Source organism: Gracilibacillus sp. YIM 98692 (assembly GCF_010993965.1).
In the GTDB taxonomy this organism is placed as follows: Bacteria; Bacillota; Bacilli; order Bacillales; family Amphibacillaceae; genus Gracilibacillus.
In genome coordinates this window covers 1-26558 of record NZ_WIXM01000030.1, presented here as the reverse complement: position 1 = coordinate 26558, position 26558 = coordinate 1, and the positions used below count along the sequence as shown (strand labels likewise).

The following is a 26558-nucleotide window of genomic DNA, read 5'->3' as shown; positions in this document are numbered from 1 at the left end:
ATTAAATTAATTTAGTAAGTGGAAAGTAATGGTCGAAATGAAATCGGCCTTTCATCCATAAATTGAGAGAAAGTTAGGTGATGACATGAAGTTCAACCCAGTAAGTAATAAGATACCCAAAATGTTGCATGGGGCAGACTATAACCCAGAACAATGGGAGAAGTACCCCGAAGTATTAGAAGAAGATATTCGTTTAATGAAACTTGCCAATTGTAATGTGATGTCAGTAGGCATCTTTTCTTGGGCTAAGCTAGAGCCCGAAGAAGGAAAGTTTAATTTTGAATGGATGGATAACTTGTTGGATACATTCCATGAGAATGGGATATACGCCTTTTTGGCAACTCCAACTGGTGCTCGACCTGCATGGATGTCTGAGAAATATCCCGAAGTGTTAAGAGTAGGAGCAAATCGTGTACGGAATTTGCATGGTTTGCGCCATAATCATTGTTATTCTTCGCCTGTCTATCGTGAAAAAACGGCAATTATGAATTCAAAATTAGCGGAACGATATGCAGATCACCCAGCTGTGATTGGCTGGCATATTTCAAATGAATATGGTGGTGAATGTCATTGTGATTATTGCCAGGATGCTTTTCAAGAATGGTTAAAGAAAAAGTATAAATCGTTAGATGCGTTAAATGATGAATGGTGGACCACGTTTTGGAGCCATACGTATTCGAGCTGGTCGCAGTTAGAATCACCAGCACCGCATGGTGAATCGATGGTTCATGGCTTGAATCTAGATTGGAAACGATTTGTGACAGATCAAACCTTAGATTTTTACCGTCACGAAATAAAACCATTGAAAAAGGTAAAGCCAGATTTACCAGTAACTGCGAATTTTATGGAAGCTTTTGAAGGCTTGAATTATGCAAAATTTGCTGAAGATTTAGATTTTGTTTCTTGGGATTCTTATCCAACATGGCATGACAGGCAAGATGAAACGTATCTTGCAGCCTATACCGCTATGAATCATGATTGGTTCCGTTCTTTAAAAGATGGACAGCCATTTTTGTTAATGGAAAGTACTCCAAGTTTAACTAACTGGCAGCCTATCAGTAAGTTGAAAAAACCAGGAATGCATGCCCTATCCTCACTGCAAGCCGTAGCACATGGTTCTGATTCTGTACAATATTTTCAGTGGCGCAAAAGCCGAGGTTCTAGTGAGAAGTTTCATGGAGCGGTTGTGGATCATGTTGGTCATGAGCATACACGTGTCTTTCAAGATGTAAAAAAACTAGGAGAAGATTTGTCTAATTTAGATGAGGTAGTAGGTACAACAGTTAACGCTGAAGTGGCGATTATTTTTGATACGGAAAATCGTTGGGCAGTAAAAGACGCGCAAGGTCCAAGAAATATTGGCATTCATTATGAACGTACTGTAACAGAGCATTATCAAGCATTTTGGGAGCAAGGTATTGCTGTAGATGTTATTGATTCCGAAAAAGATCTCTCCAAATATAAATTAGTAGTAGCGCCAATGCTTTATATGGTAAGGTCTTCCGTTGGAGAAAATATTGAACGCTTTGTGCAAAATGGCGGCACTTTTGTCACAACTTATTGGTCAGGTATTGTTAATGAAAATGATCTGTGTTTCTTAAATGGATTCCCTGGGCCGTTACGCAAAACGTTAGGTATATGGTCTGAAGAGATTGATGGATTATATGATGGGGAAACAAATCAGATCAATACAATAGGTAACAATGAATTAGGGCTTAATGGTGAATTCGAAGCAAAAGAGTTATGTGATCTGATTCATTTAGAGGGTGCAGAAGCACTTGCGTATTATGGGGATGACTTTTACGCAGGTAGACCTGCACTAACGGTTAATCATTTTGGTGAAGGAAAGGCCTATTATATTGCTTCAAGAAATGAGCAGGCTTTTCATCAAGCATTTTATCAAAGATTAGCAGATGAACTATCACTAAAACGTGCCATTAAGGGCTCTTTACCAAGACATGTGAGTGCGCAAGTACGTACAGATGGGGTAAATGAATACTTATTTCTAATGAATTTTTCTAATCATAAGACAGAAATAAATCTTGAAAATCAAGCATATGAAGATTTGCTTAGTGGCAACAAAATGGTAGATTCTATTACATTAAAAGGATTTGATGTAATAGTGTTGAAGAAATAAGTTGAAGAAATAAAATGAGGTTTTGACGTTTAGAAGGGCATTCACGTATATAGGAATGCCCTTTTTGCTACCTCTCTATCCACTTTTTCTTTTTACTTTAGTTAGAACTTGACGAATAAGAAGGTGATCGTTAGAATAAAATTATTCCACTTAGTGAAATTATGTTCCGTATTATGGAACATAGTAAGGAGAATGACAATGTCTCAAGTACAATCTGTAGAACGTACCCTGGCTATATTGGAGTTATTATCTGAATACCCTGAAGGTTTGGGTATTACAGAACTATCCAAAAGGATGACCCTTGCGAAAAGTACAGTACACCGTCTTATAGGTACGCTAGTAGCAAAAGGGTATATACAGAAAGACGAAAGAAGCGGAAATTATCGATTAGGTGTTCAATGCCTCGTGCTAGCAAGCTCATTGCTAAATCATTTCGATATAAGAGAAATAGCAAAAGAAGGCTTACATGCTTTAGCTGATCGTTCAGGAGAGGTCGTTCATCTATGTATTGCTGATCAAAATGAAGTCGTTTACATTGACAAGGTTGAAAGCGAGAAAACACTTCGAATGTATTCCCAAATAGGAAGAAGAGCACTAATGCATTGTACGGGGGTAGGAAAAGCGCTACTCTCTGGATGGAAGCAAGAGAAAGTGGATCAAATGGTTGAAGAAAAAGGACTACCTAGATTTACAGATACAACCATTACCGATAAAGAAGAACTATACAACGAATTAAAATTAATTAGAGAAAAAGGTTATGCCATTGATGAACAAGAGCATGAACATGGCATTCGGTGTATTGCGGCACCAATCTTAGATTATGACAATAAAGTAGCAGCAGCCATTAGTATAGCTGGACCGGCTGAACGTGTAACAAAGCAAAGGATAAAAAGTGATTTAGCAGAAGCTATTTTAAAACAGAGTCAAGTCATTTCTAAAAAATTAGGATATATCCAAAAATAGTATAGGGAAGGTGTGTTTTATAATGAAGGTAACCAATATAGAAACGTTTATCGTTTCTCCAAGATGGTGTTTTGTGAAAGTGGAAACTGATGAAGGAATTGCTGGTTGGGGTGAGCCTGTTGTTGAAGGGCGAGCAGCGACGGTAGAAACAGCTGTCCAAGAATTATCTGATTACTTATTAGGGAAAGATCCATTAAAGATTGAGGATCACTGGAATGTCATGTATCGTGCAGGTTTTTATCGAGGCGGTCCGATTTTAATGAGTGCAATTGCTGGTCTTGATCAGGCGCTATGGGATATTAAAGGCAAATACTTTAATGCACCAGTTTATCAATTGTTAGGAGGTGCCTGTCGAGATTCCATTCGTGTTTACTCTTGGATTGGAGGGGACAGGCCAAGTGATGTTGGAGCTGCTGCTAAAAAAGTTGTAGATGCAGGTTTTACGGCAGTGAAAATGAATGGAACAGAAGAACTGCAATATGTGGATTCTTATGAAAAAATTGATCGTGTGGTAGAACGTATTGCTTCTGTACGTGAAGCAGTCGGTGAATATATTGGAATTGGTATTGATTTTCATGGAAGGGTTCACAAACCGATGGCAAAAGCTTTAGCGAAAGAACTTGAGCCTTTCCGACCTATGTTTATTGAAGAGCCTGTTTTACCGGAAAATAACGAAGCTTTGGAAGATATTTCCAGACATACCAGTGTCCCCATTGCAACCGGAGAACGTATGTATTCTAGGTGGGATTTTAAGCCGTTGTTTGAGTCTGGCTATGCAGATATTATTCAGCCTGATTTATCACATGCTGGAGGAATTACAGAGGTGAAAAAAATTGCTTCCATGGCAGAAGCTTATGATATTGCCGTAGCACCGCATTGCCCATTAGGACCGATTGCATTAGCGTCTTGCCTTCAAGTGGATGCGACAGCTCATAACGCCTTTATTCAAGAGCAAAGCTTAGGGATTCACTACAACCAAGGAAATGACTTATTAGATTATATTACCGACAAATCTGTTTTTGATTACCAAGATGGTCATGTAAAAATTCCACAAGGCCCTGGATTAGGGATTGAGATCAATGAAGAAAAAGTGAGAGAAATGGCAAAAGAAGGACATAGATGGCGCAACCCAGTATGGCGTCATGAAGATGGGACGGTTGCAGAATGGTAATGTCTAGCGTGAATCGAATCGATGTTGTCACAATAGGGGAAACAATGGCGCTGTTTACACCAAATACAACAGGAAAAATGAGATATGAATCTACCTATTCTCGTAAATTTGGCGGAGCTGAATCAAATTTTGCAATTGGATTACACCGTTTAGGTTATCAAACTGGGTGGATTAGTAAAGTAGGTAAGGATGAATTAGGAGAGGCGATGTTGGCATTTATTCGGGGAGAAGGAGTAGATGTTACTCAAGTAAAAATGACACAGCAATCACCTACAGGGGTTTACTTTAAAGAAATAAGAAATGAACAAGATGTGCGTGTCTATTATTATCGAGCTGGGTCTGCTGCAAGCACGTTGACACCAGATGACTTAGATGAAGCATATATAGCAAGTGCTAAATACCTTCATCTTACCGGTATAACACCGGCATTAAGTGAAAGTTGTTATCAAACAGTAATGAAAGCAATCGAAATTGCACGTGAAAATCATGTGAAAATTATTTTTGATCCAAATATTCGAGAAAAATTGTGGAATTCAAAAGAACAAGCTCATGAAGTATTAATGAAAATAGCATCTCAAGCAGATATTATTCTACCAGGGATTAGTGAAGCCAGATATTTACTTGGAGATTTAGATGTTAAAAGTTACGCTGCAATGTTTATAGAAAATGGTGCAAAAGCAGTTATTTTAAAAGAAGGAAGTAAAGGGGCGCATTTTTTCACACGTGAAGAGGAAGGGTTTGTCCCGGGTTTAGAAGTGGAACGAGTCATAGACCCAGTAGGTGCTGGTGATGGTTTTGCAGCAGGTGTTACCTCTGGGATACTAGAAGGCCTTTCCTTAGAAAAAGCTATTGAAAGAGGGAATGCTGTAGGCGCCATGGTGACGATGGTAAACGGAGATGTAGAAGGTTTACCAGAAATGGACGAGATTACTAGATTTATGCAAAAGGATAGAGAAGATGTTAATAGATAACAAGGGAGGAGACATCTAGGAATGTCGGTATTAGAAACTATTTATCAAAATAAAATTGTTGCGATTATTCGCGGTGTTCCATCCAATCAAGTTTTAGATGTAGCTAAAGCCTTACATCAAGGTGGTGTGCATACATTAGAGATTACCGTTGATACTCCCAATGTACTTCAAGCTATAGAGCAGATAAGAAATGAATTAGAAGGAGAAGTAATTGTTGGAGCAGGGACCGTTTTAGATGCTGAAACGGCCAGAGCTGCCATTATGGCTGGTTCACAATTTATTTTTTCCCCAACAGTTGATATCGACACCATAAAGCTTACTAAGAGGTATGGGGTGGTTAGTATTCCTGGTGCTATGACACCGACCGAGATATTAACCGCATACGAAAATGGAGGCGATATCATTAAGGTGTTCCCGGCAACAATATTAGGCCCATCCTATATCAAAGATGTGAAGGGGCCGTTACCGCATATTCCTTTAATGCCAACAGGCGGAGTGAACCTTGAGAATATATCAGAATATTTTCAAACAGGTGCAGTTGCTACAGGGCTTGGAAGCGCCTTAGTAAAAAAGCAATCCTCCTATTCAGAAGAAGATTTACAGCAATTAGCACAAAAAGCGAAGCAATTTGCTGTAAAAGTATAAAGCTATTGGAGTGACCACCATGATAAAAGATTACGAGACATTATCTGTATTACAACGAAATCGAGAAGAGGCTAGATCTTATTATATCCCTTATTCCAATATGGTTGCAGCTTGGACTGGCGATAGATCTAATTCTGATCGATTTCAATTATTAAACGGGACATGGAAGTTCGCTTATTTTTCCACACCACAAGAGGTTCCAGAAAACTTTTATAAGGAAAATAATGATGAAATGGATTGGCATGAGTTGTTTGTCCCTTCGAATTGGCAGCTGCATGGTTATGGAATTCCGCACTATACAAACAAGCAATACCCATTTCCAATTGATCCACCTAGAATTCCAACTGAAAATCCTACAGGTGTATACAGGCGAGAATTCCATATCGATTCTTCTTGGGAAAACGAACAAATATTTCTGCGCTTTGAAGGCGTTGATAGTGCCTTCCACCTCTGGATAAATGGGGAAGAAGTTGGTTACAGTCAAGGAAGTCGTATTCCGGCAGAGTTTGATATTACGAGATGCATACATGCAGGGAAAAATACGATATCAGTTCAAGTGTATCAATGGTCAGATGCTAGTTATATAGAAGATCAAGATATGTGGTGGTTAAGCGGTATTTTCCGTGATGTCTATTTATTAGCTCGTCCAAAATACCATATACGAGATATTTTTGTTAAAACAGACTTAGATGAATATTATCAAAATGCTAAGTTAACGATTGAGACGGAATTCAGTGACTTGCAAGATGATCACCTTCAGATTCACTATCAATTATTTGATGCAGACCGAAAACTTGTGAAAGAGCAAGCAGGAATAATGGACTCAAAAAAGAAAATAGATGTAATGGAAATAACAAGGCCACAAAAATGGAGTGCTGAACAACCTTATTTATATCAGCTATTCATTTCCATAAAAAAGCAAGGGAAAGTAGAAGAAATCATACCTGTTAAAGTAGGTTTTCGATCTATAGAGTTATCGGATGGTGTCTTTTTAGTAAATGGTAAAGCGATTAAACTAAAAGGAGTTAACCGGCATGATCATCATCCTGATTTAGGAAAGGCAGTTCCTATTGATTGGATGATAGAGGATATCAAAATGATGAAACGCCATAACATAAATGCGGTGAGAACGGCTCACTATCCAAATGATCCTCGTTTTTATGAATTATGTAATGAATATGGACTATACGTGATAGATGAAGCGGATTTAGAATGTCATGGTTTTGAATACATTGGACAGCCGCACTTGATTAGTGATGATAAAGAATGGCAAGAGGCATACCTTGATCGAATGATTCGAATGGTAGAACGAGATAAAAATCAACCTTCTATTATTATGTGGTCATTAGGAAATGAATCTGGCTATGGTCAAAACCATGATGTGATGTACCAATGGACAAAGGATCGAGATTCAACCCGTTTAGTGCACTATGAAGGCGAATGTCGGACGATTATGAATGCTAGTGAGAAGGATCCAGAAAATGATCCGGTTTCTTCTGATGTTTTTACTACCATGTATACAGACATTGGTATATTAGAACGATTGGGAAAAAAAGATTTCTTAAAAACACCACACATTCTTTGTGAATATGCTCATGCAATGGGAAACAGCCCAGGAGCGTTAAAAGAATATTGGGAAACCTTTTATAAATATCGCAGACTCCAAGGTGGTTTTGTCTGGGAATGGATGGATCATGGAATAAGGAAAAGGACAGAAGACGGAGAATCGTATTTTGCTTATGGCGGTGATTTTGGAGATGAGCCAAATGATTCAAACTTTGTGATGGATGGAATGGTGATGTCAGATCACAACCCTTCACCAGCATTAATCGAATATAAAAAAATATTAGAGCCAATCAAAATCGAGGATCTCGATAGGAATGCCAAAACGGTTAAAGTGACAAATCGCTTTGATTTTATCGGATTAGATCACCTTCAATTCGTATGGTCCATCGATATTGAAGGTAAAATTCTAGAAAGTGGTAAAGCTTCTCTGTCAAATATAAAACCTGGTGAGACAAAAGAAGTAAGCATAGATTTCTCTTCACCTCAAAATGTTCCTGCTAACACGGAGTATATATTAAATGCAAGAGTTGTTCTAGCACAGGATACTGCTTGGGCTGATGCTGGTTATGAAATGGCTTGGTCACAATTTGAATTACCTGTTGAAATAAAAAACCAATCATTAGAACGAATTCAATTAGGTTCTCTTATCGTGAGTGATCAACGAACTTTGCTGCATGTCCAAGGAAATGAATTTGAAGTCTCTTTTAATAAAATAACCGGACTAATCGAATTTTGGAGTTTTCAAGGTAATAATGTTATCGAAGAGGCCCCGAAATTAAATTTTTGGCGAGCACTCATTGATAATGATATTTACGAAACAAATCAATGGAAACCAATTAGCAATAAGACGTACTGGGAGCAATACGGCCTTCATTGGTTACAGCATCGTCTCGATGATTTTACTTATGAAGTTAGTCAAGATCATAAGAAATTGAAAGTGATAGCAAAGGTTCGGATTGCTCCGCCTAAATTAGCTTGGTCCATATTAACAACTTATACCTATGATGTGTACACAAGTGGAGATATCGTAGTTGCTGCTGAAGGTGAAATAGATGGTGATGCACCAGTTACTTTCCCAAGAATTGGTTTGCAAATGAAAGTACCGGGTGCTTTGGACAACGTGACATGGCATGGCAGAGGTCCTGGCGAAGCCTATATAGATAGCAGGGAGGCGAATCGTATTGGTACGTGGTCTAGTAGGGTAGATAGGTTGTTTACAAATTATGCTGTTCCACAGGAGAATGGTAACAGGCATCAAGTAAAATGGATGACACTTTTTAATCAAAATAGTGTTGGGCTTTTGGCAGTTGGACAGCCGGATTTTGATTTTAGTGCTCATTATTATGCAATGGAGAATATAGATCAAGCAAGACATACACACGAATTAATCAAACAAGATACGATTACATTAAATCTTGATTATAAACAGCATGGACTTGGTTCTGCAAGTTGCGGTCCGGATGTATTAGAAAAATATCATTTAAAAGCTCAAGATTTTCAATTTTCCGTTCGATTATTACCATATCTAAAAAATGAAGGACATCCTATTACATTAGCAAAGTCTCAATTGAATTAAGAGAAATAAAATCCACTCGTTTGGTGCGGGTGGTTTTTATAAAAAAGAGCTTTCTCATATTTAATGATACAGAATAATGAAAGTAGAAGGTATTCGTAAAAACAAATAGAATAATATATTGTGGTATTTGCTATTCTATTAAATAAATGACGATAAAAACTTGAAAGGGTGGGGTATTAAATGAAGTTTTCAGTTTTTTCGGTAATGACGCCAGATATGAATCCTAACGAGTTAATAGAACATTTAAGTGAGCTAGGTTTTGATGGAGTAGAATGGCGCTTCAAAGAAATTCCGGATGCCATAAAAAAAGAATCAATCAGTTTTTGGGGTAATAACCTTTGTACGATTTCTCCATCTATAACAGACGAAGAAATCCATACACTTAAAACCAAAAGCAATGCTAAGGATATAGAGGTTATTAGTGTAACCCCTTATTTGAAGGGTGATGATCTTGATGATACGGAACAAGTATTAAAAATAGCCAATAAATTTGGGGCAAAATATATTCGGTTAGGTGTTCCCAAGTATGATAGGTCAGAAAACTTTCATGTTCTGTTTGATAAATGTAAGCGATATCTTAAGGATAGTGAGAAATTATGTAAACAATATGGAATAAAGGGCCTTGTAGAGACTCATCATAATACCATTGCAGCAAGTGCCAGTGCAGCTTATAGATTAGTAGAGGGTTTAGATCCAAATTATGTTGGTGTATTGTTTGATCCTGGTAATATGGTGCATGAAGGGTATGAGAATTACCGCATGGGGATGGAGTTATTAGGTCCTTATTTGGCTCACGTTCATATTAAAAATGCAATTTGGACTCAAGATGAATCTCTTCCGAATCATAAATGGAAAGTAGAATGGGAGTTAGTAGATAAAGGAATTGTAGATTGGGTACAAGTGATCAAAGACTTAAAATCTGTGAATTATGAAGGTTATATAGGCGTAGAGGATTTCAGTGCTAAACAAGATACGAATACAACATTGGCATATAATTTGGAGTGGTTAAAAAAGTTAAAGCATATAGCAGAGGAATAAGAATGTGGAATCCTTATAAAACCATTATTGGATACAGTTCCTTATATACAAACGACAGACACCGAAAGACGCTCCCCGGGTGCAGGAACTGTCCGTATAAAATTTTAAGCTTATTTGAAGTTATCATAAATCATTCTTATGAAAGTGAATAGCTAGAAAAATAGAAATTTAAGCTAGTCTTTCCGTTTTTGAACGTTTTTTAAAAATGAAAGAGTGCTGCATTTTATCACGGTGAACAATCGTCCGTAAGCCCCCACTTCCAGACTTAGCATAATGAAAGAAGTAGAAGTGGGGGCGCTAACATCCTGATAAGTTTCGCTAACCATCAGTGGGGGATGAGGAAAACCCCACTGATGGTAGTCTCTCTTTATATGATACATTGATTTAGGGGAGTGAAGTAAATGCATAGTTTAGTAGAAAATCTTTATTTATATTATAGGAATATAGATGTGGATTTTAGGAGAGAGGATTTCTTTTTACATTCACATGATTATTTTGAGATTTATTTGTTTCATCAAGGAGATTGTAAATATTTAATAAATGATCATGTCGTTCAACTGCAACAGAATGATATTATTGTTATGAATGGTTCCGCTTTGCATGGGCCAAGCCCAAAGGAAGGTATTGCATATGAAAGAAGCGTGATTGAGTTTTCGCCTGAGTGGATAAAGCCAATACTTAAAACCTTAAATGTCCCTGAATTGTTAACCCCTTTTGATCAACTTACTAACACATTGTTTCGAAATATCGATCCATGTAAGTTTGAGGAAATACATGCATTATTAAAAAAGATCCACATGAAGCAGCTAGATTCCCAAATTCCTAAGAAAAATAAGACTGAGAAGCGGATGGTAAAAGGAGAAGTAACCACTCTTCTAGTCGAACTATTGTTTATCTTGTATGAATTAAGTAAATCAAAGTTAGATAAGGTAATGTTGGGTAATACAGATAAAAAAACCCATGTGGATAAGATTATTTCATGGATAGACCATCATTTTCAATACAATGTAACTTTAGATGATATATCTAATAATCTTCATATAAGTAAATATTATATGTCTAGAATTTTTAAAGATATTACAGGAATAACCGTTATGCAATATTTAATGCAAAGAAGGCTATTAAGATCTAAATATTTGCTAGAGATGCATCCTGAAAAAACAATCTTAGATGTGGCATTAGAATCCGGTTTTGAAAGCGCCTCCCATTTCAGCCGGAGGTTTCGTAAATATTTTAATGTAGCGCCATCTGAGTATCGGAATAAAGGAATTGACGAAAAGGATACAGACAAATTTTTAAAAAATTTGTTTGAGCAATAACATGCAACCTAACAAATGACTGAGACAATTTCAGTCAAGTATAAGGAAGCAATCTGTAATATGATTAATTTAACAAGTATTCAATATTTCTATCAAACACAAATGGAAACGCTAACAAAAAGTGTTGGGAAAAAGGAGGGGAAGTCTTTGGTAAGGAGTCAAATGGAATTGCAAAGTAATGAAGGAGACCAGTCGGTAGGCATCAGCAATGATGTAGAAACACTAAAAAGTAAAAAACGAAAGGCAGCCATTACATGGTATATCTTTTTATTACCCAGTTTTTTGGGGATTTTACTATTTATGGTTTACCCAATTGTTGAATCATTTCGATTAAGTTTTTTTCAATCGAATGGAACGATTGAAAAGTTTATTGGTATACGAAATTTTGAGCAAGTATTAACATCGAAAACATTTTGGAATACGGTATGGAACACGTTCTTTATCGGTTTTTTCCAAATTATGATTACCATTCCGCTTGGATTTGTTTTTGCTTCTTTAATTAATTCTGTAAGAAAAGGTCAGAACTTCTTTAAAGTAATTTACTTTCTTCCAAACGTAACATCTATTGTAGCAGCCGCAATGATCTTCCAATTTGTTTTACACCCAGAGATGGGGGTTGTCAACTACGCTTTAGATTCTTTAGGCTTACCAACATCAACATGGTTTTCTGATCCATCGACCTCTAAATGGGGTGTCATTCTATTAGCTGTTTGGCATTGGATAGGTTTTGTTATTATTATCTGTTTAGCTAATTTACAAGCCATATCACCAGAGTTGTATGAAGCAGCTAAAATTGATGGTGCAAGTGGAATTCAGCAGTGGCTATTTATCACAATACCAAACATGTCAGGCACCTTTGCATTTTTATTAATTACTGGCTGGATCGGAGGTTTGCAGCGTTTCAACGAAGTATATGTGCTAGGAGGTCCAAATGGAAGTCCCGCAAGATCGATTCAAACCATGGGTGCATTTATATACGAACGAGGCTTCACAGGGTTTGAATTTGGAATTGCCTCCGCGGCAACCTATATTATGTTTGTGATTATTTTAATATTTACGTTCATCAATCTAAAAGTATCTAAGATGAAACTATAACTATTAAAAAAAGGGGGGATTGAAGATGAACCAAAAGTCTATGGAGCGTATGTCTGGTGCAGTAAAATTTCTCGTTCTATTGGTGTTCGGTATTTTGTTAATGATGCCATTTGTATGGATGGTGAGTGTTGGTTTTGACCGGACAGCAAATATTACAATGCCATTTCCACCAAGATTAATTCCTGAAACGATATCTGGATTTAATTACGGGATTGTATTTGAGAATGGAAGGTTAATCCAATCATATATTAACTCAGGTATCGTTACTACTAGTTCTGTGTTTTTACAAGTTTTTGCATCATTATTAGCTGGTTATGCTTTTTCAAAAGGTGATTTTAAGCATAAAAAACTATTATTTATCTTAGTTTTATGTACTTTAATGATACCAATGGAACCAAGACTAATTCCATTATACACTCTCTTCAATAGTTTCGGATTATTAAATAGTTTTTGGCCATTGATTTTACCAACAGTGATCAATGGAATGCTTATCTTCCTATGTAAACAGTTTTTCGATCAACTACCTTCTACTCTTCGGGAAGCTGCGCAAATTGATGGCGCTGGAGAATTCAGAATATTTTTCAATGTGTATCTGCCTTTATCGGGACCAATTGCCGCTACAATGGTTATATTATCGTTTATTTGGAGTTGGAATGATTTCATGTGGCCATTAGTTGTTTTAAATAGTCAAGAGCTTCATACCGTTCCATTATATCTCGCCAGCTTTTCGTTAGAGAATGGAACAAGTTTAGGAGGTTTAACAATGGCTTTAGCCACTGTTAGTATTTTGCCAATAGTAGTACTGTATCTTTTCTTACAAAGATACATTATACAAAGTATTGCACTAAGTGGGGTAAAGGGGTAATAATTAATTACTTCTAGTTTTTAAATTATTAAAAATAGGGGGTTAGAACATGCTTTCATTAAAAAGATCTTTTCTATTGTTATCATTCGCATTGTTAGTTGCAGCAGTTCTTGTAGGGTGTAGTTCAAATGATGGGGCAAGTAATAACGTTTCAGAAGGAAATAATAATCCAGAAAGTGAAGGTTCAGGCGGAGAAGGTGAATGGGAAGGGCAATCTATAAGCGTACAACTAATTGGTGATTTTACCATGGAGGCTTCGACTGACCCAATAACTGGTGAGAAAACAAAAGGTTTAGAAGTGCTTAAGGAAGAATTTGAAAGTCAACATCCAGGCGCAACAGTAGAGTTTATCATTATGCCTTGGGAAGGGTATACAGAAAAAACACAAGCCATGATCACTTCAGGGGAAGCTGACGTATATCAAATGCCTGGTATAGCAGATTTTGCCGCTCAAGGTGTAGTGGAGCCGTTGCAGTCATACATTGAAGAAGATGATGAATTTGACTTAGACAAGTTTATTGATAAGCAAGTAGATGGTTGGAAAGCATTAGGACCTGATAGTGACGAATTACAAATTTACGGTTTACCTTTTTTAGGCGATGCTCGATTCATTACGTATGATAAGCAATTATTTGATGAGTGGGGAGTAGAATATTTATCTGATTACCCTACGATGGAAGAAGTAGCAGAAAAAGCTAAACAAATGACAGGTAAGAATCCTGTTACGGGAGAGCAAAACTACGGGATTTGGTTCCGTGGAGATTGGTCCTCGGCATTTACTCTTATTAACTTAGCAGAAGGTCAAAACGGTCGTTGGGGAACAGGCTTTGCTTGGGATGAAATTGAATTTGAATTTGATAGCCCAGAAATGGTTTCAGGCTTAGAGTGGTTATTAGAGATGCAGGAATATGCACCAGAAGGTCTTGTCAGTGACCAAGGTAATGAGAAATGGTTAACACAGGATAATAATATTGGTATTGTTTTAAATCAAGGTCCTGGAGACACTATAATGCCAGCATATGCTCAAGGACTTGGAGATCGTATTGGCATTGCTCAAGAGTTTAAAAATGATGAAAATCAAGGAGGTATGTTTGCGGGAAGTCCAATTACAATGGCTAAAGATAGTGAAAATAAAGAATTAGCCTGGGAATGGATGAAGTTTGCAACGAGTGACGTCATGCAACAATATGTATTTGAAGAAGCAAATGCTATGCCATCCATTAAGTCTGTAAAAACATGGGATAGTTATGCAGAAGTAGAAAACTTGATGGCACCAACTTTAGAAGCGATGAGTACGCCATGGACTCCTAGATATCCTTGGGCTTCATCACAGCCTCGATTTATATTAACTTCTGAAGTAGAAGCTGCTTTAACGGGTAAAAGGTCTGCTCAAGAAGCAGTTGAAAAAGCACAAAAAGAAAGTACAGAATGGTTAGAAAACAGAAATTAATCAAAAGGAGGTGAAAGCCTCCTTTTTTAATTCATTGGGAAGAGGACTGGATAATATGAATCATGAAGGTATTCTATATAAAACAGCTGTTTGGATCACAAGGCTTGCATACCTTAATTTTCTTTGGATGGCATTCAGTGCAATCGGACTTATTTTATTCGGCTTTTTTCCAGCCTTAGTAGCAATGTTTGCAATTGAAAGAAAATGGATAAGAGGAAATAAAGACTTACCAATATTTAGAACCTTTTGGATAGAGTATAAAAGCAACTTCAAAAATGCTAATTTAATAGGATATACCTTCCTCATGTTTGGTTTGTTGATATATATTAATATGATGTTAGCCTATTCGATTCATTCATGGATAGGAAATATCCTCCTGTTTTTTGTTTTTGGACTTGCTTTTTTAATAAGTATTATTTTTATTTATATTTTCCCAATATATGTACATTATGATGTAAGAATAATAGAGTCCATCATTTTTACGTTTGTCATAGCACTTTCTTCACCACTCAAAACCATTCTAATTATAGTAAACATACTGGCTTATTTTTTTATTGCACTTTATATTCCTGGAATAATTCTTGTCTTTACAGGCAGTGCATTGAGTTTTATTACAATGTGGTTTTCCTACCAAGCATTACAACAAGTTGAGAATAAGAAACCTCTTCATTCTTACAACTAAGAAAGGAGAGCATAATTATATGGTAAATAATGATAGAGCGATTTGGTTAGAGATATTGATGAAAATAGCTGACCCAGTGATTCAAGCATTGGAAGAAGAGCAGCTTAAAGAGAAAATGCCGGTTGAACAAGGCAACCAGGAAAAACAAGGAAATTTTTCGTATCTAGAGGCATTTGCTAGACTGGCAAATGGGATGGCAACGTGGTTAGAAGGTGTGTGCAATTTGCAACTAATCCCTTTTCGTCAGACTATATGAATTTTGAAAAGGGAGATCAACCAATCGTTGATACAATTTTTTGCTCAATCGATTATGAGAGCGTCAACTGAATTGTGCGAAAAAACTAGATGATACTGGAAAAAATTAATGTTGTAAATGCCTTGAAAAAAACACGGAGTAGAAAGCCTCACTATAATAGCTATGTTATCCATCCGAGGTTATTAGATGTAATGGATACTATTTCCAATAGGAAGGGTGATTGCTTATCGTTTCGGAGCTATAGTTTTTAGGGATATGTAAGGTGAGGCGTGTTGTTTAAAAAGGAAGTTTGCGAATGGTTAAAATAAACAGCAACTGAAATATACGAGATTCTTGGCGGAAGAAGAGTATATTTCAGTTGCGTGTGTATAATGAGTTTACTTTTTCAAAAAGCCCCTCTTTTTTATTCAAATGTCCCAAAAACAAAAGTTGTCTTCTTAAAATATGTTTCCCCTTTATCCAGCCATACAGATGGAAACCCTTCATGGTGAATCGAAGCAGGAGATGCTTGAGTTTCTAAGCAAAGTCCTAAATACTTCGTCGATTCACGTTCACGTAATTTAAGACCTTCTGGTAAATTGTTGGATGTGTACATGACAACACCAGGCTGATCCGTCAATACTGTTAATTGGCGCCCGCTTTCTTTGTCTTTTACGACGGCGCTTTCTTTTTTAGAATGATCAAAAATAAAATAATGATCGTAGCCGTGATTAGCGACTAAATTTTGTTTAAAATCAGAATCAACACCATCTTTCATAGGTCTTCCGTTACGAAAGTCATATTGCGTATGATCCACGTCTAATATATTGCCTGTAGGAATCAATTCTTCATCTAATTCTACAAATTGACTGCAATCTAATTGAATTTCATGATTTTGAATATCTGATTTTAAATCACCACTTAAGTTAAAATAGGAATGATTAGTAGTTGTTAATACGGTTTTGTGATCAGAATCGCCCTTATATGTAATCGATAAGGCATTTTCGTTGTTTAAAGTATAAGTGACAGTCATGTTTAGATTGCCTGGATACCCGTTTTCTCCATCTTGACTATTTAACTTGAGGGTCAACCCAACTTCTTCATTATTTTCGAAAGGAGCAACGGTCCAAATGGATTTATGAAAACCTGGTTCCCCACCATGTAGATGATGCACTCCCTCATTCTTAGGTAATGTGTATGTTTTTCCATCGAATTCAAACTGTGCATTCTCAATCCGCCCAGCTACACGTCCTATTAAGGCACCGAAATAACCAGGGTTATCTAAATAATCAGTATAATCATCAAAGCTGACAACAACATTTTCAAGCTTGCTGTCACGGTCTGGTGCTAAGATCTTAGTAATAATACCTCCGAAATTTAATATTGAAACTTCCATTCCGTTATTATTTACCAATGTAAATTCTCGCCATTGCTGATCTTGTACGTTGATCACATCTGTTCTTACATCCATGTTTGGTAGCCTCCTAGTTTGTTTCATTTAAGTGTTGTATAAAACGTTTAAAAGCTGTACGTCCATTTTCATCTGTCTTATACACACCTGCATCCTCTAGTACACGCGCGAATTTTTGTCCTAACTCATCTTCGACAATCTGGTCTACATTATCTTTTGTAATATTTGTATGCCTTTTCTTTATAGATTTTACCCAATCTTGGTGGTATTCTGCAACGGTTACTGATTGATTTAATAGATGTTTTTTAATATCTTCTAACTCTTCTACTAATCTAGGAGGTAGTACGGCAAGTCCCATTACTTCAATTAAACCTATATTTTCTTTTTTGATATGGTGAACATCTTCATGTGGGTGAAATAACCCCATCGGATGTTCATCTGTCGTTCGGTTATTACGCAATACTAAATCTAGCTCAAACTGTTCCCCTCGCTTACGAGCAATTGGTGTAACCGTATTATGTGGCGTATTATCGGTATACGCTAATATATCTGCCGCTTCATCGCTATACTGACGCCATTTATTTAGTATAAATTCAGCCGTGTCCACAAGCTTCTCACGTTTCGAATGACGTAATCGAATGACAGATAAAGGCCATTTGACAATGGCAGCTTCCACCTCTGGGAACTTTCCTAGTTGAAAGCTAAACTCATCCTCAGCTTCTGTCATCGCAAACGTATAGCTTCCCCCTTGATAATGATCATGAGACAGTATGCTACCGCCAACGATAGGCAAGTCAGCATTTGATCCAACAAAATAGTGAGGGAACTTATCGACAAAAGCCGTTATTCTAGAAAAAGAATCCCGATTAATTTTCATTGGACGATGTTCTTTCGCAAATAGAATACTATGTTCGTTATAATAGACATATGGTGAATACTGTAAAAACCATTTTTCTCCTTCTAAGGGCACTTCAATAATGCGATGATTGGATCTTGCAGGATGACCAATTCGTCCAACATATCCTTCATTTTCAGCACAAAGTAAACATTGAGGATAAGCAATATCCTGTTTCATTTCCTTTTCACGCTTAATTTGTTCTGGATCTTTTTCCGGTTTAGAAAGGTTAATGGTAATGTCTAAATCACCGTAATCAGAATTTGTTTTAAAATGAATGTTTTTCGCAATCCGTTTGGTTTGAATATAATTGCTGTTTTTACTTAACTTATAAAAATAATCTGTTGCTGCTTTTGGCGAATCTTCATATTTTTGATAAAATACACGATTCACTTCAGCTGGTTTAGATAAAAACACATTCATGATATGGGCAGAAATTTTTTCTTTTTCATCTAATAGATTTTCTATGACTCCTCGATTGGCAGCATCATCCACTATTTTTTCTACTACATCAGGGATGGTTACATTCTGTACAGGAGTAGAGTTTGATTGGTCAAAGTTTACATATTTGATTAAACCAAGCACTTGGTTGCGAGCATAAATGGCATCACTTCTTTCAATCAATTGAGCATCGATAGCTTTCTCTACTAATGTCTCGACAAGTTGTGAAATGTTAGCCATTATTATTCCTCCTCGTTATAGCCATTCGGATTCGCCTGATGCCAATTCCAAGCGTCTGTAATAATTCGGTCAATGTCTGTTCTAGAAGGGTTCCAGCCTAATATTCTTTTTGCTTTATCAGATGAAGCAATTAACGTGCTCGGATCACCTGGTCTGCGCTCTGCAGTTTTTGCTGGGATGGCATGGTTAGTCACTTGACGTGCTGCATCAATAATCTCTTTTACAGAAAATCCTTGACTGCTTCCTAAATTAAAGATGTCACTGTCTCCGCCTTCTTTTAAATATTTTAGTGCTAAAATATGAGCATCAATTAGATCTTCTACATGGATGTAGTCACGAATGCATGTGCCGTCCTCCGTATCATAATCGTCACCGAAAATAGAGATATGCTCTCTTTGATTTAATGCTACTTGCAATACGATTGGAATAAGGTGGGTTTCAGGTCTGTGATCTTCCCCAATTTCTCCAGTACTTCTAGCACCAGCAACATTAAAGTAACGAAGGGAGACATAACGAATATCGTGTGCCGCTTCGGTCCATTTCATCATTTTTTCCATGGTAAGTTTTGTTTCCCCATACGTACTAGTTGGTTGTGTGATCATGGTTTCTGTAATGGGTACTTGTTCGGGTTCCCCATATGTTGCAGCGGTAGAAGAAAAGACGATATGTTTTATATCAAATTCAGCCATGGCTTGTAGTAAGACTTGGGTTCCGTACACGTTATTATCAAAATATTTTAGTGGTACTTCCATAGATTCACCGACTAAGGAGTTCGCAGCAAAATGTAAGACACCGTCTACTGTTTCATGATTGAATACTTCGCGGAGGAATTCAATATCACGAATATCTCCGTTATAGAAGATCGCATCTGGGTGAATAGCTCCAGCGTGTCCTGTCTCTAAATTATCTATAACAATTACTTCATTTCCTTGATCTATAAGTTGATAAACAGCATGTGATCCAATATATCCAGCTCCCCCTAAAACTAAAATGCGCATACTAAGATTCCTCCCCTAAATGTAATGATTTAGCACCATCTCCAATTGATGCCACATAAAAAGATGGTTCATATCCTACAATTTTTGTATATTCTTTTTCAATCGCTTCTTGAAAAGCTTTTGTATGGTTTTTTTCGACAATAGCAATCGCACATCCGCCAAAACCTGCTCCTGTCATTCTGGCGCCTAACACACCTTCCTGCTTCCATGCAGTCTCTGCAATCGTATCTAACTCTATGCCAGTTACTTCATAATCATCTCTTAAGGAGATATGAGATTGGTTTACTAGTTCGCCAAAAGCTTGTAATTCTCCTGCTTTTAGTTTATCTAAGGCTGTAATCGTTCGTGCATTCTCATAAATGGCGTGTTTGGCACGCTGTTGGTTCGTTTCATTTTTGATTAAAGTCCGATATTGTTCAAATTGTTCTGGAGTTAAATCTCCAAGGCTGTTGATCGAAAGTTCTTTTTGTAGATCAGCTAAGGCCTGCTCACATTCACTTCTGCGTTCATTATATTTGGACTCAGTTAATTCTCGGCGCTTATTGGTGTTAATGATAATGATATCATGATTTGCTAGTTTAATAGGTGCATATTGATATTGCAGTGTATCACAATCCAATAACATAGCATGGTCTTGTTTTCCCATCCCGATTGCAAATTGATCCATTATACCACTATTTACGCCAATGTATTGATTTTCTACTTTTTGTCCGATTTGAATCATACGAACACGGTCGACATCTAATTGATACAATGTTTCTAAAAGCACTCCCGTTACTAACTCTATTGAAGCAGAAGAGGATAATCCAGCACCATTAGGTATATTTCCATAAAACAATACATCAAAACCGCTTTCAATGGAGAAACCATCTTCTTTAAAGTAGAGTAACATACCTTTCGGATAATTCGTCCAATCGTCATCTTCTTGATAAATTAAATCGTCCAAAGAACTCTCAAATATTCCTTTTTCAGGGAAGTTATCAGAATAGAATCTTATTTTTTTATCTTGTCTCTTAATGGCAAGGGCATATGTTCCAAATGAGATAGCAGCAGGGAAGACGTGACCGCCATTATAGTCTGTATGTTCACCGATTAAATTAATTCTTCCTGGCGCAAAAAATGCTTGAGGCTTTTGTTCTGTTTCGAAAACTTCCTGAAATCTATGGATTAATGGGGTAAGTTTCATTTTAAATTTCCTCCTTCTCGACATATACTTAATTAAATTAATTTATTAACTATATTGTATGTTATTCAAATTCATATTACAAGAGTTAATATCATGAAAATAGAAAAAGCCCGATCTTCTTTTAGGAAGACCGGGCTTTTTTGTACTATCAGCAAGTATAAAATACTATGGATGATAGTATAAGAAAAACTAAGGCTTTCGCTATTAAGGCTTGGCGATAAGCCAAGTTTTTCTTTATTGCTTATTTTTGTTGTGCTAATCGAGCTTCGCGGATTTCTTTTGCCGCATTCACCATATTTTCAAGGGCTGCAACGGTCTCTTCTTCTTGTCTTGTTTTCAGACCGCAATCAGGGTTAATCCAGAATTGTTTTGCGTCAATAGTTTGCAGTGCGCGCTCAATATTCTGTTTGATTTCCTCGATACTAGGTACCCTTGGACTATGAATGTCATATACTCCTAGACCAATTTCTTTTTCATAGTTGTTCTCTTCAAATGTATCAACAAGTTCCCCGTGACTTCTGGATGTCTCAATAGAAATAACATCTGCATCCAGTTCATCAATAGCTTCATAAATTTCACCAAATTCAGAATAGCACATATGTGTATGAATTTGCGTCTCCGGTTGAACAGTAGAAGTCGCTAATCGAAATGCTTTGACAGCAGCGTCAAAGTACTCAGGCCATCTTAGTCGATCAAGCGGTAGTCCTTCACGTAATGCTGGTTCATCCACTTGAATAATTTGTACGCCAGCTTTTTCAAGTGCTAACACTTCTTTTTCAAGTGATAAGGCAATTTGATTCTGAACCGTATAGCGTGGTAACTCTTCATGAACAAAAGACCAGTTTAAGATGGTAACAGGACCTGTAAGCATACCTTTGACTGGTTTATCTGTTAACTTTTGCGCATCTACAATTTCTTTTACCGTGATTGGCTCATCCCAAGAAACATCTCCAACTACTAGAGGTGGTTTTACACAACGAGAACCATAGGACTGCACCCATCCAAATTCGGTAACAGCAAATCCATTTAATTTTTCACCAAAGTATTCAACCATATCTGTTCGCTCAAATTCACCATGAACTAATACATCCAGCCCTAAATCTTCTTGAATTTGAATCCATTTTGCAGTTTCTTTTTCGACGAAGCTTGCATATTCTTCATTGGAAATATCACCCTTACGCCATTTTGTACGGGTACCCTTCACTTCAGCTGTTTGAGGAAGACTACCGATTGTCGTAGTAGGTAATAAAGGTAAATTTAGCTTTTCGCGTTGTTTTGCAATACGTTCTTGGAATGGAATACTTCGTTTAATTTCTTTATTTTCAATACTTAATAATTCTCTCGTAATTTCTTCATTTTTTCGATAAGTAGAGCTTTCTAAAGCATTTCTTGCAGATTTATTTTCCTCTAATTGTGCTTGAATTGCTTCCGATCCTTCTTTAGCAGCTTTTAATAAAGTTTGAATTTCAGTTAATTTTTCATCTGCGAAACTTAAGCCGTTTAAAATTACAGTATCTAATTTTTCTTCCGTTTGTTTTGTTACAGGCACATGTAATAAAGAGCAAGATGGCTGTAAGATAATTTGGTCCGTTTCCGTTAATAAGTCAATTTGCTTAATAAGGGATAGTGCCCCTTCTAAATCTGCGCTCCAAACGTTACGACCATTAACGATACCTGCTGCTAATACTTTGTCTTGTGGGAATCCGAATTTTTTAATTAAATTTAAGCTATCCCCATGTATAAAGTCTAGTCCAATGCCGTCTACAGGTAATTCCACTATTTTCTTATAGTTTTGTACAGATTCAAAATATGTTTGAAGTAATAATTTTACGTTTGGCGCAGCTTCCTTCAAGGACTGGTATACTTTTTCCACTAATTCTAATTCTCTATTAGAGAGGTTCGTTCCTAAGATTGGCTCATCAAACTGTACCCATGAAGCTCCAGCTTCTGCAAGTTCTTGCAGCACTTGTTTATACAATGGAACAAATTTGTCTACCCATCCTTCTAATTCTTCTGGTTGATATCCTTTAGAAAGTTTTACGAAAGTAACAGGTCCGATAATGACAGGTTTTCCATCAATACCCAATTTCTCTTTTGCTTCTTTATAATAATGTAATGCACGGTTTTCTACTAGCTGTGGTGTTACATCTTCTAATTCTGGAACGATATAGTGGTAATTTGTGTTAAACCACTTAGTCATCTCGGCAGCTACAGCACCTTTATTACCACGAGCAATTGCAAAATACGTATCAATGGATTGAGGATCTTCTTGTTGAAACCTTTTAGGAATAGCACCAAATGAAACTGCTGTGTCTAATACTTGATCGTAAAAGGAAAAATCTCCAACGGGGATAAGATCGATTCCAATATCCTGCTGTTTCTTTAAATTCTTCAAACGTAATTCTGTTGTACGATCATATAAACTGCTTTCGGTAATGTCACCTCTCCAATATGCTTCTAACGCTTTTTTCCATTCTCTTTTTTCTCCGATTCTTGGATAACCTAAGTTTGAACTAATAAATGTTGTCATTGATATCTCTCCCTTTCTATGTTTTTAAGATGGCGATTGGATCGCAATTCCATTGTTTGTTTTGCTATGGATATACGAGGTGAGCTCTGAAGTTAACTCGTAATTCATAAATGGTGTGACTAAATAAATACCATTAAAGTATTGAATGGCTGTATCAATCAATTCCTTGGCAATTTGAAGCCCTTCTGCCTTTGCTTCCGCTTTAGTTGGCGGTGCTTTCATACGGGTACGCACCTCATCTGAAAGCTTCATCCCAGGAACTTCATGGTGTAAAAATTCTGCGTTTTTATGTGATATTAGCGGCATAATCCCAATAAAGATAGGGGTGTCAATATGCTTGGTTTCCTCGTATAAATCTTTGATTTTTTGATGGTCATAAATTGGCTGGGTAAGAAAGTAATCTGCTCCGCTCTTAATTTTCCTTTCCATTCGCTTCACAGCTTTACTTAGGTTTGCGACGTTCGGATTAAAGGCTGCTGCCACACTAAAATTCGTTTTCTTTTTTAAAGAGGTTCCAGAGAATGATAACCCCTGGTTACATTGTTTAATTAATCTTGTTAATTCGAACGAGGTCACATCAAAAACAGAAGATGCCCCTGGGAAACCTCCAATTCTAGTTGGATCTCCTGTGATCGCTAGAATTTCATGAAAATCTAACGTGTGTAAGCCCATTAAATGCGCTTGTAATCCGATAAGGTTTCGATCACGACAAGTTAAATGAATGAGCGGCGTCACATCAAGGTTTAATTCTTTCATTTTTACTGCCATTGCTAGATTACTCACTCGTGGAGTTGCTAGAGAATTATCTGCTAATGTAATAGCATCGACACCTACTTTTTCTAATTGCTTAGCACCTTTGATAAATTCATCGACTTCTAAATGTTTAGGAGCATCTAGTTCGACGATAACCGTATGCCGTTGTTTGGCTTTTTGTGCTAATGTTTCTTTTGTGTGAGTATCTTGGTTTTCAGATTCACTGTGTAAGTTTAATCTTTGCTTGACTTGTTTCTCTTCAATAGGTGGCAAGTCACGAGTGCCTTCTTTTAAGGCATGAATGTGTTCTGGTGTTGTACCGCAACAACCACCCAATAATCTTACACCCTGATTACGAAAAGCTTTTGCACATTTAGTGAAATAGTCGGTATGTTTACTATAGACAAGCTTCCCATCCTCATAAGCTGGTAAGCTAGCATTTGGATATGCTGCTAGTTTTGCATGATTTAGTATAGGGACGCCTTCTAAAGCTTCAATCATATGGTGCGGACCTAGTCTGCAATTGACGCCTACGACATCAGCTCCTAAATCTTCTAATTGTTGCAGAGCGTCAGGCAGCAATATACCATTTTCTAATACGCCTGGCTCATGCATGGATACATTAGTGATAATTGGCAAGTTGGTTTCTTCTCTAGCAATTTTTAAAACATCTTCAAGCTCTTGGAAATCGTAATAGGTTTCAAGTAACAGACCGTCCACTCCTTCTAACAATAAGGAGAATAGCTGTTCCTTAAAGCTTCTTTTAATTTCGCTTTTTGTCGTTACCAGCTTTTGTACTCCACGAATGCCACCGATAGTACCAAGTACATACCCATTGTTCGCTGTCGCCTCTTTCGCAATTTGTACGGCTTTGGTATTAATCATGTGTACTTTTTCCTCTAGTCCGTATCTTGCGAGTTTGATATAATTAGCGCCGTAAGTGTTTGTTTGAATGACTTCAGCCCCGGCGTCTAAATAAGATTTATGAACATTGGCTACTTCGTCGGGGTTGGTCAAATTAAATGCTTCAAAGCATCGATCTACTCCATGTGAATAGAGCAAGGTTCCCATGGCACCATCTGCTATTACAATTCGGTCTTGTAGAGCGGAACGAAGGTCATGCAATCTTATCACCTCTTTCTACTAAATTTTCGAAAAATAAAAGAAATCTCCATCCGTTAAGATGAAGATTTCTTTTATTCAAAAGACGTTCCTCATCTTCCAAGCGTAAGTAACGCTTGCTGGAATTAGCACCTTGTCTGAACAGACGGTTGCTGAAGTATCATCGGGCCAGTCCCTCCACTTCTCTCGATAAGAATTAAATTCTTTGTATTCATTTGTATCATTACTAAATTTTCCAACCAACTTAATGTATATGATACATGACGGTGGAATTTATTACAAGGGGTATTTACAAAATTTTTTGAATTTTTATAAGTTAAGTAGGAGTATAACATATATGTGCCATGATGAGGAGGTTTCCAAAGTATTATTTTCTTGACAACCTTAAATGGTATGATAATATATATCTAAATGAAAATAATTCTCAATTAATAATTAGGAGGCGCAAAATGAATTTAAGTCAATTAATCAAAGACCGTCGCTCTATTGCTGTTTATCAGGATAAAGAAGTTTCTACTTCATTAATAAAAGAGCTATTAGATGTGGCGATATGGGTGCCCAATCATAAACTAACCGAGCCTTGGCGTTTTGTTATGGTAAAAGGCGAGTCTAAAAAAAAGCTTGCCGAGATTAATCGTCTAATCGCGATGGAAAAGAGCAATACCGATTCTTTAGAAGATAGAGAATTAATTGGTGAAAATGCCTATCAAAAAATTATGAATGTACCTTTTATTCTATTTGTCCTTAATGCATTACATCCACAAGAAAAACTGAGAGAGGAAGACTATGCATCAACAAGTTGTGTTATTCAAAATTTTAGCTTGCTTGCATGGGAAAAAGATTTAAGTGTTTTCTGGAAAACAGGGAAACTAGCTTTTTGTCAAGAAACTGCGCAATTAATAGGTTTAGATAAGAATGAGAGAGTGGTTGGGTTATTACAAATCGGTTATCCGGATAAAAAAATACAGCCTGTAGAGAGATCTCAAGCAAAAGAAAAAATAACAGAATTAGAATAGTGCCAGGGTAGATAACAGTTAGGAAGACGAAACTTTCTATCTGTTGTTTTATCACGGTGAACAATCGTTCGTAATTCCCCTCTTCAATACTTAGAATAATGAAAGAAGTAGAGGTGGGGGAAACAGACGCTAGCACCCTGATGAATTTCGCTAACCATCAGTGGTGAATGAAGACCCCCCCTACTATAAAATGTACCCTATAGAGTAGACACTTTGAAAAAAGGACTACTTTATAGGGGGTTTTTTTGTATAC

The 26558-nt window shown here is 36.8% G+C and carries 20 protein-coding genes and 1 riboswitch; of the genes, 14 read left to right on the top strand and 6 right to left on the bottom strand.

All coding sequences use genetic code 11. The features are described 5' to 3' along the window. Positions 1-85 precede the first annotated feature (85 nt). The 13 genes from GHD00_RS17455 (at position 86) to GHD00_RS17395 (ending at position 15734) form a co-directional block, all read left to right on the top strand. Entirely contained in the window at positions 86-2137 is a 2052-nt protein-coding gene (locus GHD00_RS17455; protein ID WP_276208291.1) for a beta-galactosidase, read from the top strand. 198 nt (positions 2138-2335) lie between these two features. Beyond that, positions 2336-3100, top strand: coding sequence for an IclR family transcriptional regulator (locus GHD00_RS17450; protein ID WP_163539490.1), 765 nt, complete (start codon positions 2336-2338; stop codon positions 3098-3100). A gap of 22 nt (positions 3101-3122) precedes the next feature. Beyond that, positions 3123-4271 carry a galactonate dehydratase gene (gene dgoD, locus GHD00_RS17445; protein ID WP_163539489.1) on the top strand — a complete coding sequence of 383 codons (1149 nt, stop codon included), beginning with the start codon at positions 3123-3125 and terminating at the stop codon, positions 4269-4271. 17 nt (positions 4272-4288) lie between these two features. After that, a complete protein-coding gene (locus tag GHD00_RS17440; protein ID WP_163539507.1) occupies positions 4289-5242 on the top strand; it encodes a sugar kinase in 954 nt (317 codons plus the stop codon). Positions 5243-5263: 21 nt separating this feature from the next. Beyond that, the gene (locus tag GHD00_RS17435) at positions 5264-5887 is read left to right on the top strand and encodes a bifunctional 4-hydroxy-2-oxoglutarate aldolase/2-dehydro-3-deoxy-phosphogluconate aldolase (protein ID WP_163539488.1); all 624 of its coding nucleotides are present in this window, start codon (positions 5264-5266) and stop codon (positions 5885-5887) included. Between the two features lie 19 nt (positions 5888-5906). Then, positions 5907-9029 carry a beta-galactosidase, LacZ type gene (gene lacZ / locus GHD00_RS17430; protein WP_163539487.1) on the top strand — a complete coding sequence of 1041 codons (3123 nt, stop codon included), beginning with the start codon at positions 5907-5909 and terminating at the stop codon, positions 9027-9029. Between the two features lie 180 nt (positions 9030-9209). Beyond that, a complete protein-coding gene (locus tag GHD00_RS17425; protein ID WP_163539486.1) occupies positions 9210-10067 on the top strand; it encodes a sugar phosphate isomerase/epimerase family protein in 858 nt (285 codons plus the stop codon). 401 nt (positions 10068-10468) lie between these two features. Further along, complete coding sequence (locus GHD00_RS17420; protein WP_163539485.1) at positions 10469-11386, top strand: AraC family transcriptional regulator; 918 nt, start codon at positions 10469-10471, stop codon at positions 11384-11386. A gap of 147 nt (positions 11387-11533) precedes the next feature. Then, complete coding sequence (locus GHD00_RS17415; protein ID WP_240468738.1) at positions 11534-12481, top strand: carbohydrate ABC transporter permease; 948 nt, start codon at positions 11534-11536, stop codon at positions 12479-12481. A gap of 25 nt (positions 12482-12506) precedes the next feature. Beyond that, positions 12507-13346 carry a carbohydrate ABC transporter permease gene (locus tag GHD00_RS17410; RefSeq protein WP_163539484.1) on the top strand — a complete coding sequence of 280 codons (840 nt, stop codon included), beginning with the start codon at positions 12507-12509 and terminating at the stop codon, positions 13344-13346. Positions 13347-13395: 49 nt separating this feature from the next. Beyond that, the gene (locus tag GHD00_RS17405) at positions 13396-14796 is read left to right on the top strand and encodes an extracellular solute-binding protein (protein WP_163539483.1); all 1401 of its coding nucleotides are present in this window, start codon (positions 13396-13398) and stop codon (positions 14794-14796) included. Between the two features lie 55 nt (positions 14797-14851). Beyond that, positions 14852-15478 (top strand): YesL family protein, encoded by a 627-nt coding sequence (locus GHD00_RS17400; RefSeq protein WP_163539482.1) that lies wholly within the window; start codon positions 14852-14854, stop codon positions 15476-15478. Between the two features lie 19 nt (positions 15479-15497). Beyond that, positions 15498-15734, top strand: coding sequence for a DUF2264 domain-containing protein (locus GHD00_RS17395; protein WP_163539481.1), 237 nt, complete (start codon positions 15498-15500; stop codon positions 15732-15734). Positions 15735-16137: 403 nt separating this feature from the next. Here GHD00_RS17395 and GHD00_RS17390 read toward each other — a convergent pair whose 3' ends face one another. The 6 genes from GHD00_RS17390 to GHD00_RS17365 form a co-directional block, all read right to left on the bottom strand. Beyond that, positions 16138-17184 carry an aldose epimerase family protein gene (locus tag GHD00_RS17390; RefSeq protein WP_163539480.1) on the bottom strand — a complete coding sequence of 349 codons (1047 nt, stop codon included), beginning with the start codon at positions 17182-17184 and terminating at the stop codon, positions 16138-16140. 13 nt (positions 17185-17197) lie between these two features. Continuing rightward, positions 17198-18700: a UDP-glucose--hexose-1-phosphate uridylyltransferase gene (gene galT / locus GHD00_RS17385; RefSeq protein WP_163539479.1), complete on the bottom strand. Its 1503-nt coding sequence runs from the start codon at positions 18698-18700 to the stop codon at positions 17198-17200. Between the two features lie 2 nt (positions 18701-18702). Next, the gene (galE, locus tag GHD00_RS17380) at positions 18703-19698 is read right to left on the bottom strand and encodes a UDP-glucose 4-epimerase GalE (RefSeq protein WP_163539478.1); all 996 of its coding nucleotides are present in this window, start codon (positions 19696-19698) and stop codon (positions 18703-18705) included. A 1-nt stretch (position 19699) separates the two neighbouring features. Next, positions 19700-20884: a galactokinase gene (locus tag GHD00_RS17375; protein WP_163539477.1), complete on the bottom strand. Its 1185-nt coding sequence runs from the start codon at positions 20882-20884 to the stop codon at positions 19700-19702. A gap of 241 nt (positions 20885-21125) precedes the next feature. Continuing rightward, positions 21126-23414 carry a 5-methyltetrahydropteroyltriglutamate--homocysteine S-methyltransferase gene (gene metE / locus GHD00_RS17370; protein ID WP_163539476.1) on the bottom strand — a complete coding sequence of 763 codons (2289 nt, stop codon included), beginning with the start codon at positions 23412-23414 and terminating at the stop codon, positions 21126-21128. A gap of 24 nt (positions 23415-23438) precedes the next feature. Next, on the bottom strand, positions 23439-25292 hold the full coding sequence (locus GHD00_RS17365; RefSeq protein ID WP_163539475.1) for a bifunctional homocysteine S-methyltransferase/methylenetetrahydrofolate reductase: 1854 nt from the start codon (positions 25290-25292) through the stop codon (positions 23439-23441). A gap of 86 nt (positions 25293-25378) precedes the next feature. Next, positions 25379-25485, bottom strand: a riboswitch (SAM riboswitch). Positions 25486-25738: 253 nt separating this feature from the next. On the opposite strand from GHD00_RS17365, the gene GHD00_RS17360 reads away from it, so the two are divergent. Next, positions 25739-26305: a nitroreductase family protein gene (locus GHD00_RS17360; RefSeq protein WP_163539474.1), complete on the top strand. Its 567-nt coding sequence runs from the start codon at positions 25739-25741 to the stop codon at positions 26303-26305. Positions 26306-26558: the final 253 nt, after the last annotated feature.

Coding starts and splice junctions, on each gene's coding strand:
- GHD00_RS17455 (WP_276208291.1), top strand. CDS start 86: ATGAAGTTCAACCCAGTAAGTAATAAGATACCCAAAATGTTGCATGGG.
- GHD00_RS17450 (WP_163539490.1), top strand. CDS start 2,336: ATGTCTCAAGTACAATCTGTAGAACGTACCCTGGCTATATTGGAGTTA.
- dgoD (WP_163539489.1), top strand. CDS start 3,123: ATGAAGGTAACCAATATAGAAACGTTTATCGTTTCTCCAAGATGGTGT.
- GHD00_RS17435 (WP_163539488.1), top strand. CDS start 5,264: ATGTCGGTATTAGAAACTATTTATCAAAATAAAATTGTTGCGATTATT.
- lacZ (WP_163539487.1), top strand. CDS start 5,907: ATGATAAAAGATTACGAGACATTATCTGTATTACAACGAAATCGAGAA.
- GHD00_RS17425 (WP_163539486.1), top strand. CDS start 9,210: ATGAAGTTTTCAGTTTTTTCGGTAATGACGCCAGATATGAATCCTAAC.
- GHD00_RS17420 (WP_163539485.1), top strand. CDS start 10,469: ATGCATAGTTTAGTAGAAAATCTTTATTTATATTATAGGAATATAGAT.
- GHD00_RS17410 (WP_163539484.1), top strand. CDS start 12,507: ATGAACCAAAAGTCTATGGAGCGTATGTCTGGTGCAGTAAAATTTCTC.
- GHD00_RS17405 (WP_163539483.1), top strand. CDS start 13,396: ATGCTTTCATTAAAAAGATCTTTTCTATTGTTATCATTCGCATTGTTA.
- GHD00_RS17400 (WP_163539482.1), top strand. CDS start 14,852: ATGAATCATGAAGGTATTCTATATAAAACAGCTGTTTGGATCACAAGG.
- GHD00_RS17395 (WP_163539481.1), top strand. CDS start 15,498: ATGGTAAATAATGATAGAGCGATTTGGTTAGAGATATTGATGAAAATA.
- GHD00_RS17390 (WP_163539480.1), bottom strand. CDS start 17,184: ATGGATGTAAGAACAGATGTGATCAACGTACAAGATCAGCAATGGCGA.
- galT (WP_163539479.1), bottom strand. CDS start 18,700: ATGGCTAACATTTCACAACTTGTCGAGACATTAGTAGAGAAAGCTATC.
- galE (WP_163539478.1), bottom strand. CDS start 19,698: ATGCGCATTTTAGTTTTAGGGGGAGCTGGATATATTGGATCACATGCT.
- GHD00_RS17375 (WP_163539477.1), bottom strand. CDS start 20,884: ATGAAACTTACCCCATTAATCCATAGATTTCAGGAAGTTTTCGAAACA.
- metE (WP_163539476.1), bottom strand. CDS start 23,414: ATGACAACATTTATTAGTTCAAACTTAGGTTATCCAAGAATCGGAGAA.
- GHD00_RS17360 (WP_163539474.1), top strand. CDS start 25,739: ATGAATTTAAGTCAATTAATCAAAGACCGTCGCTCTATTGCTGTTTAT.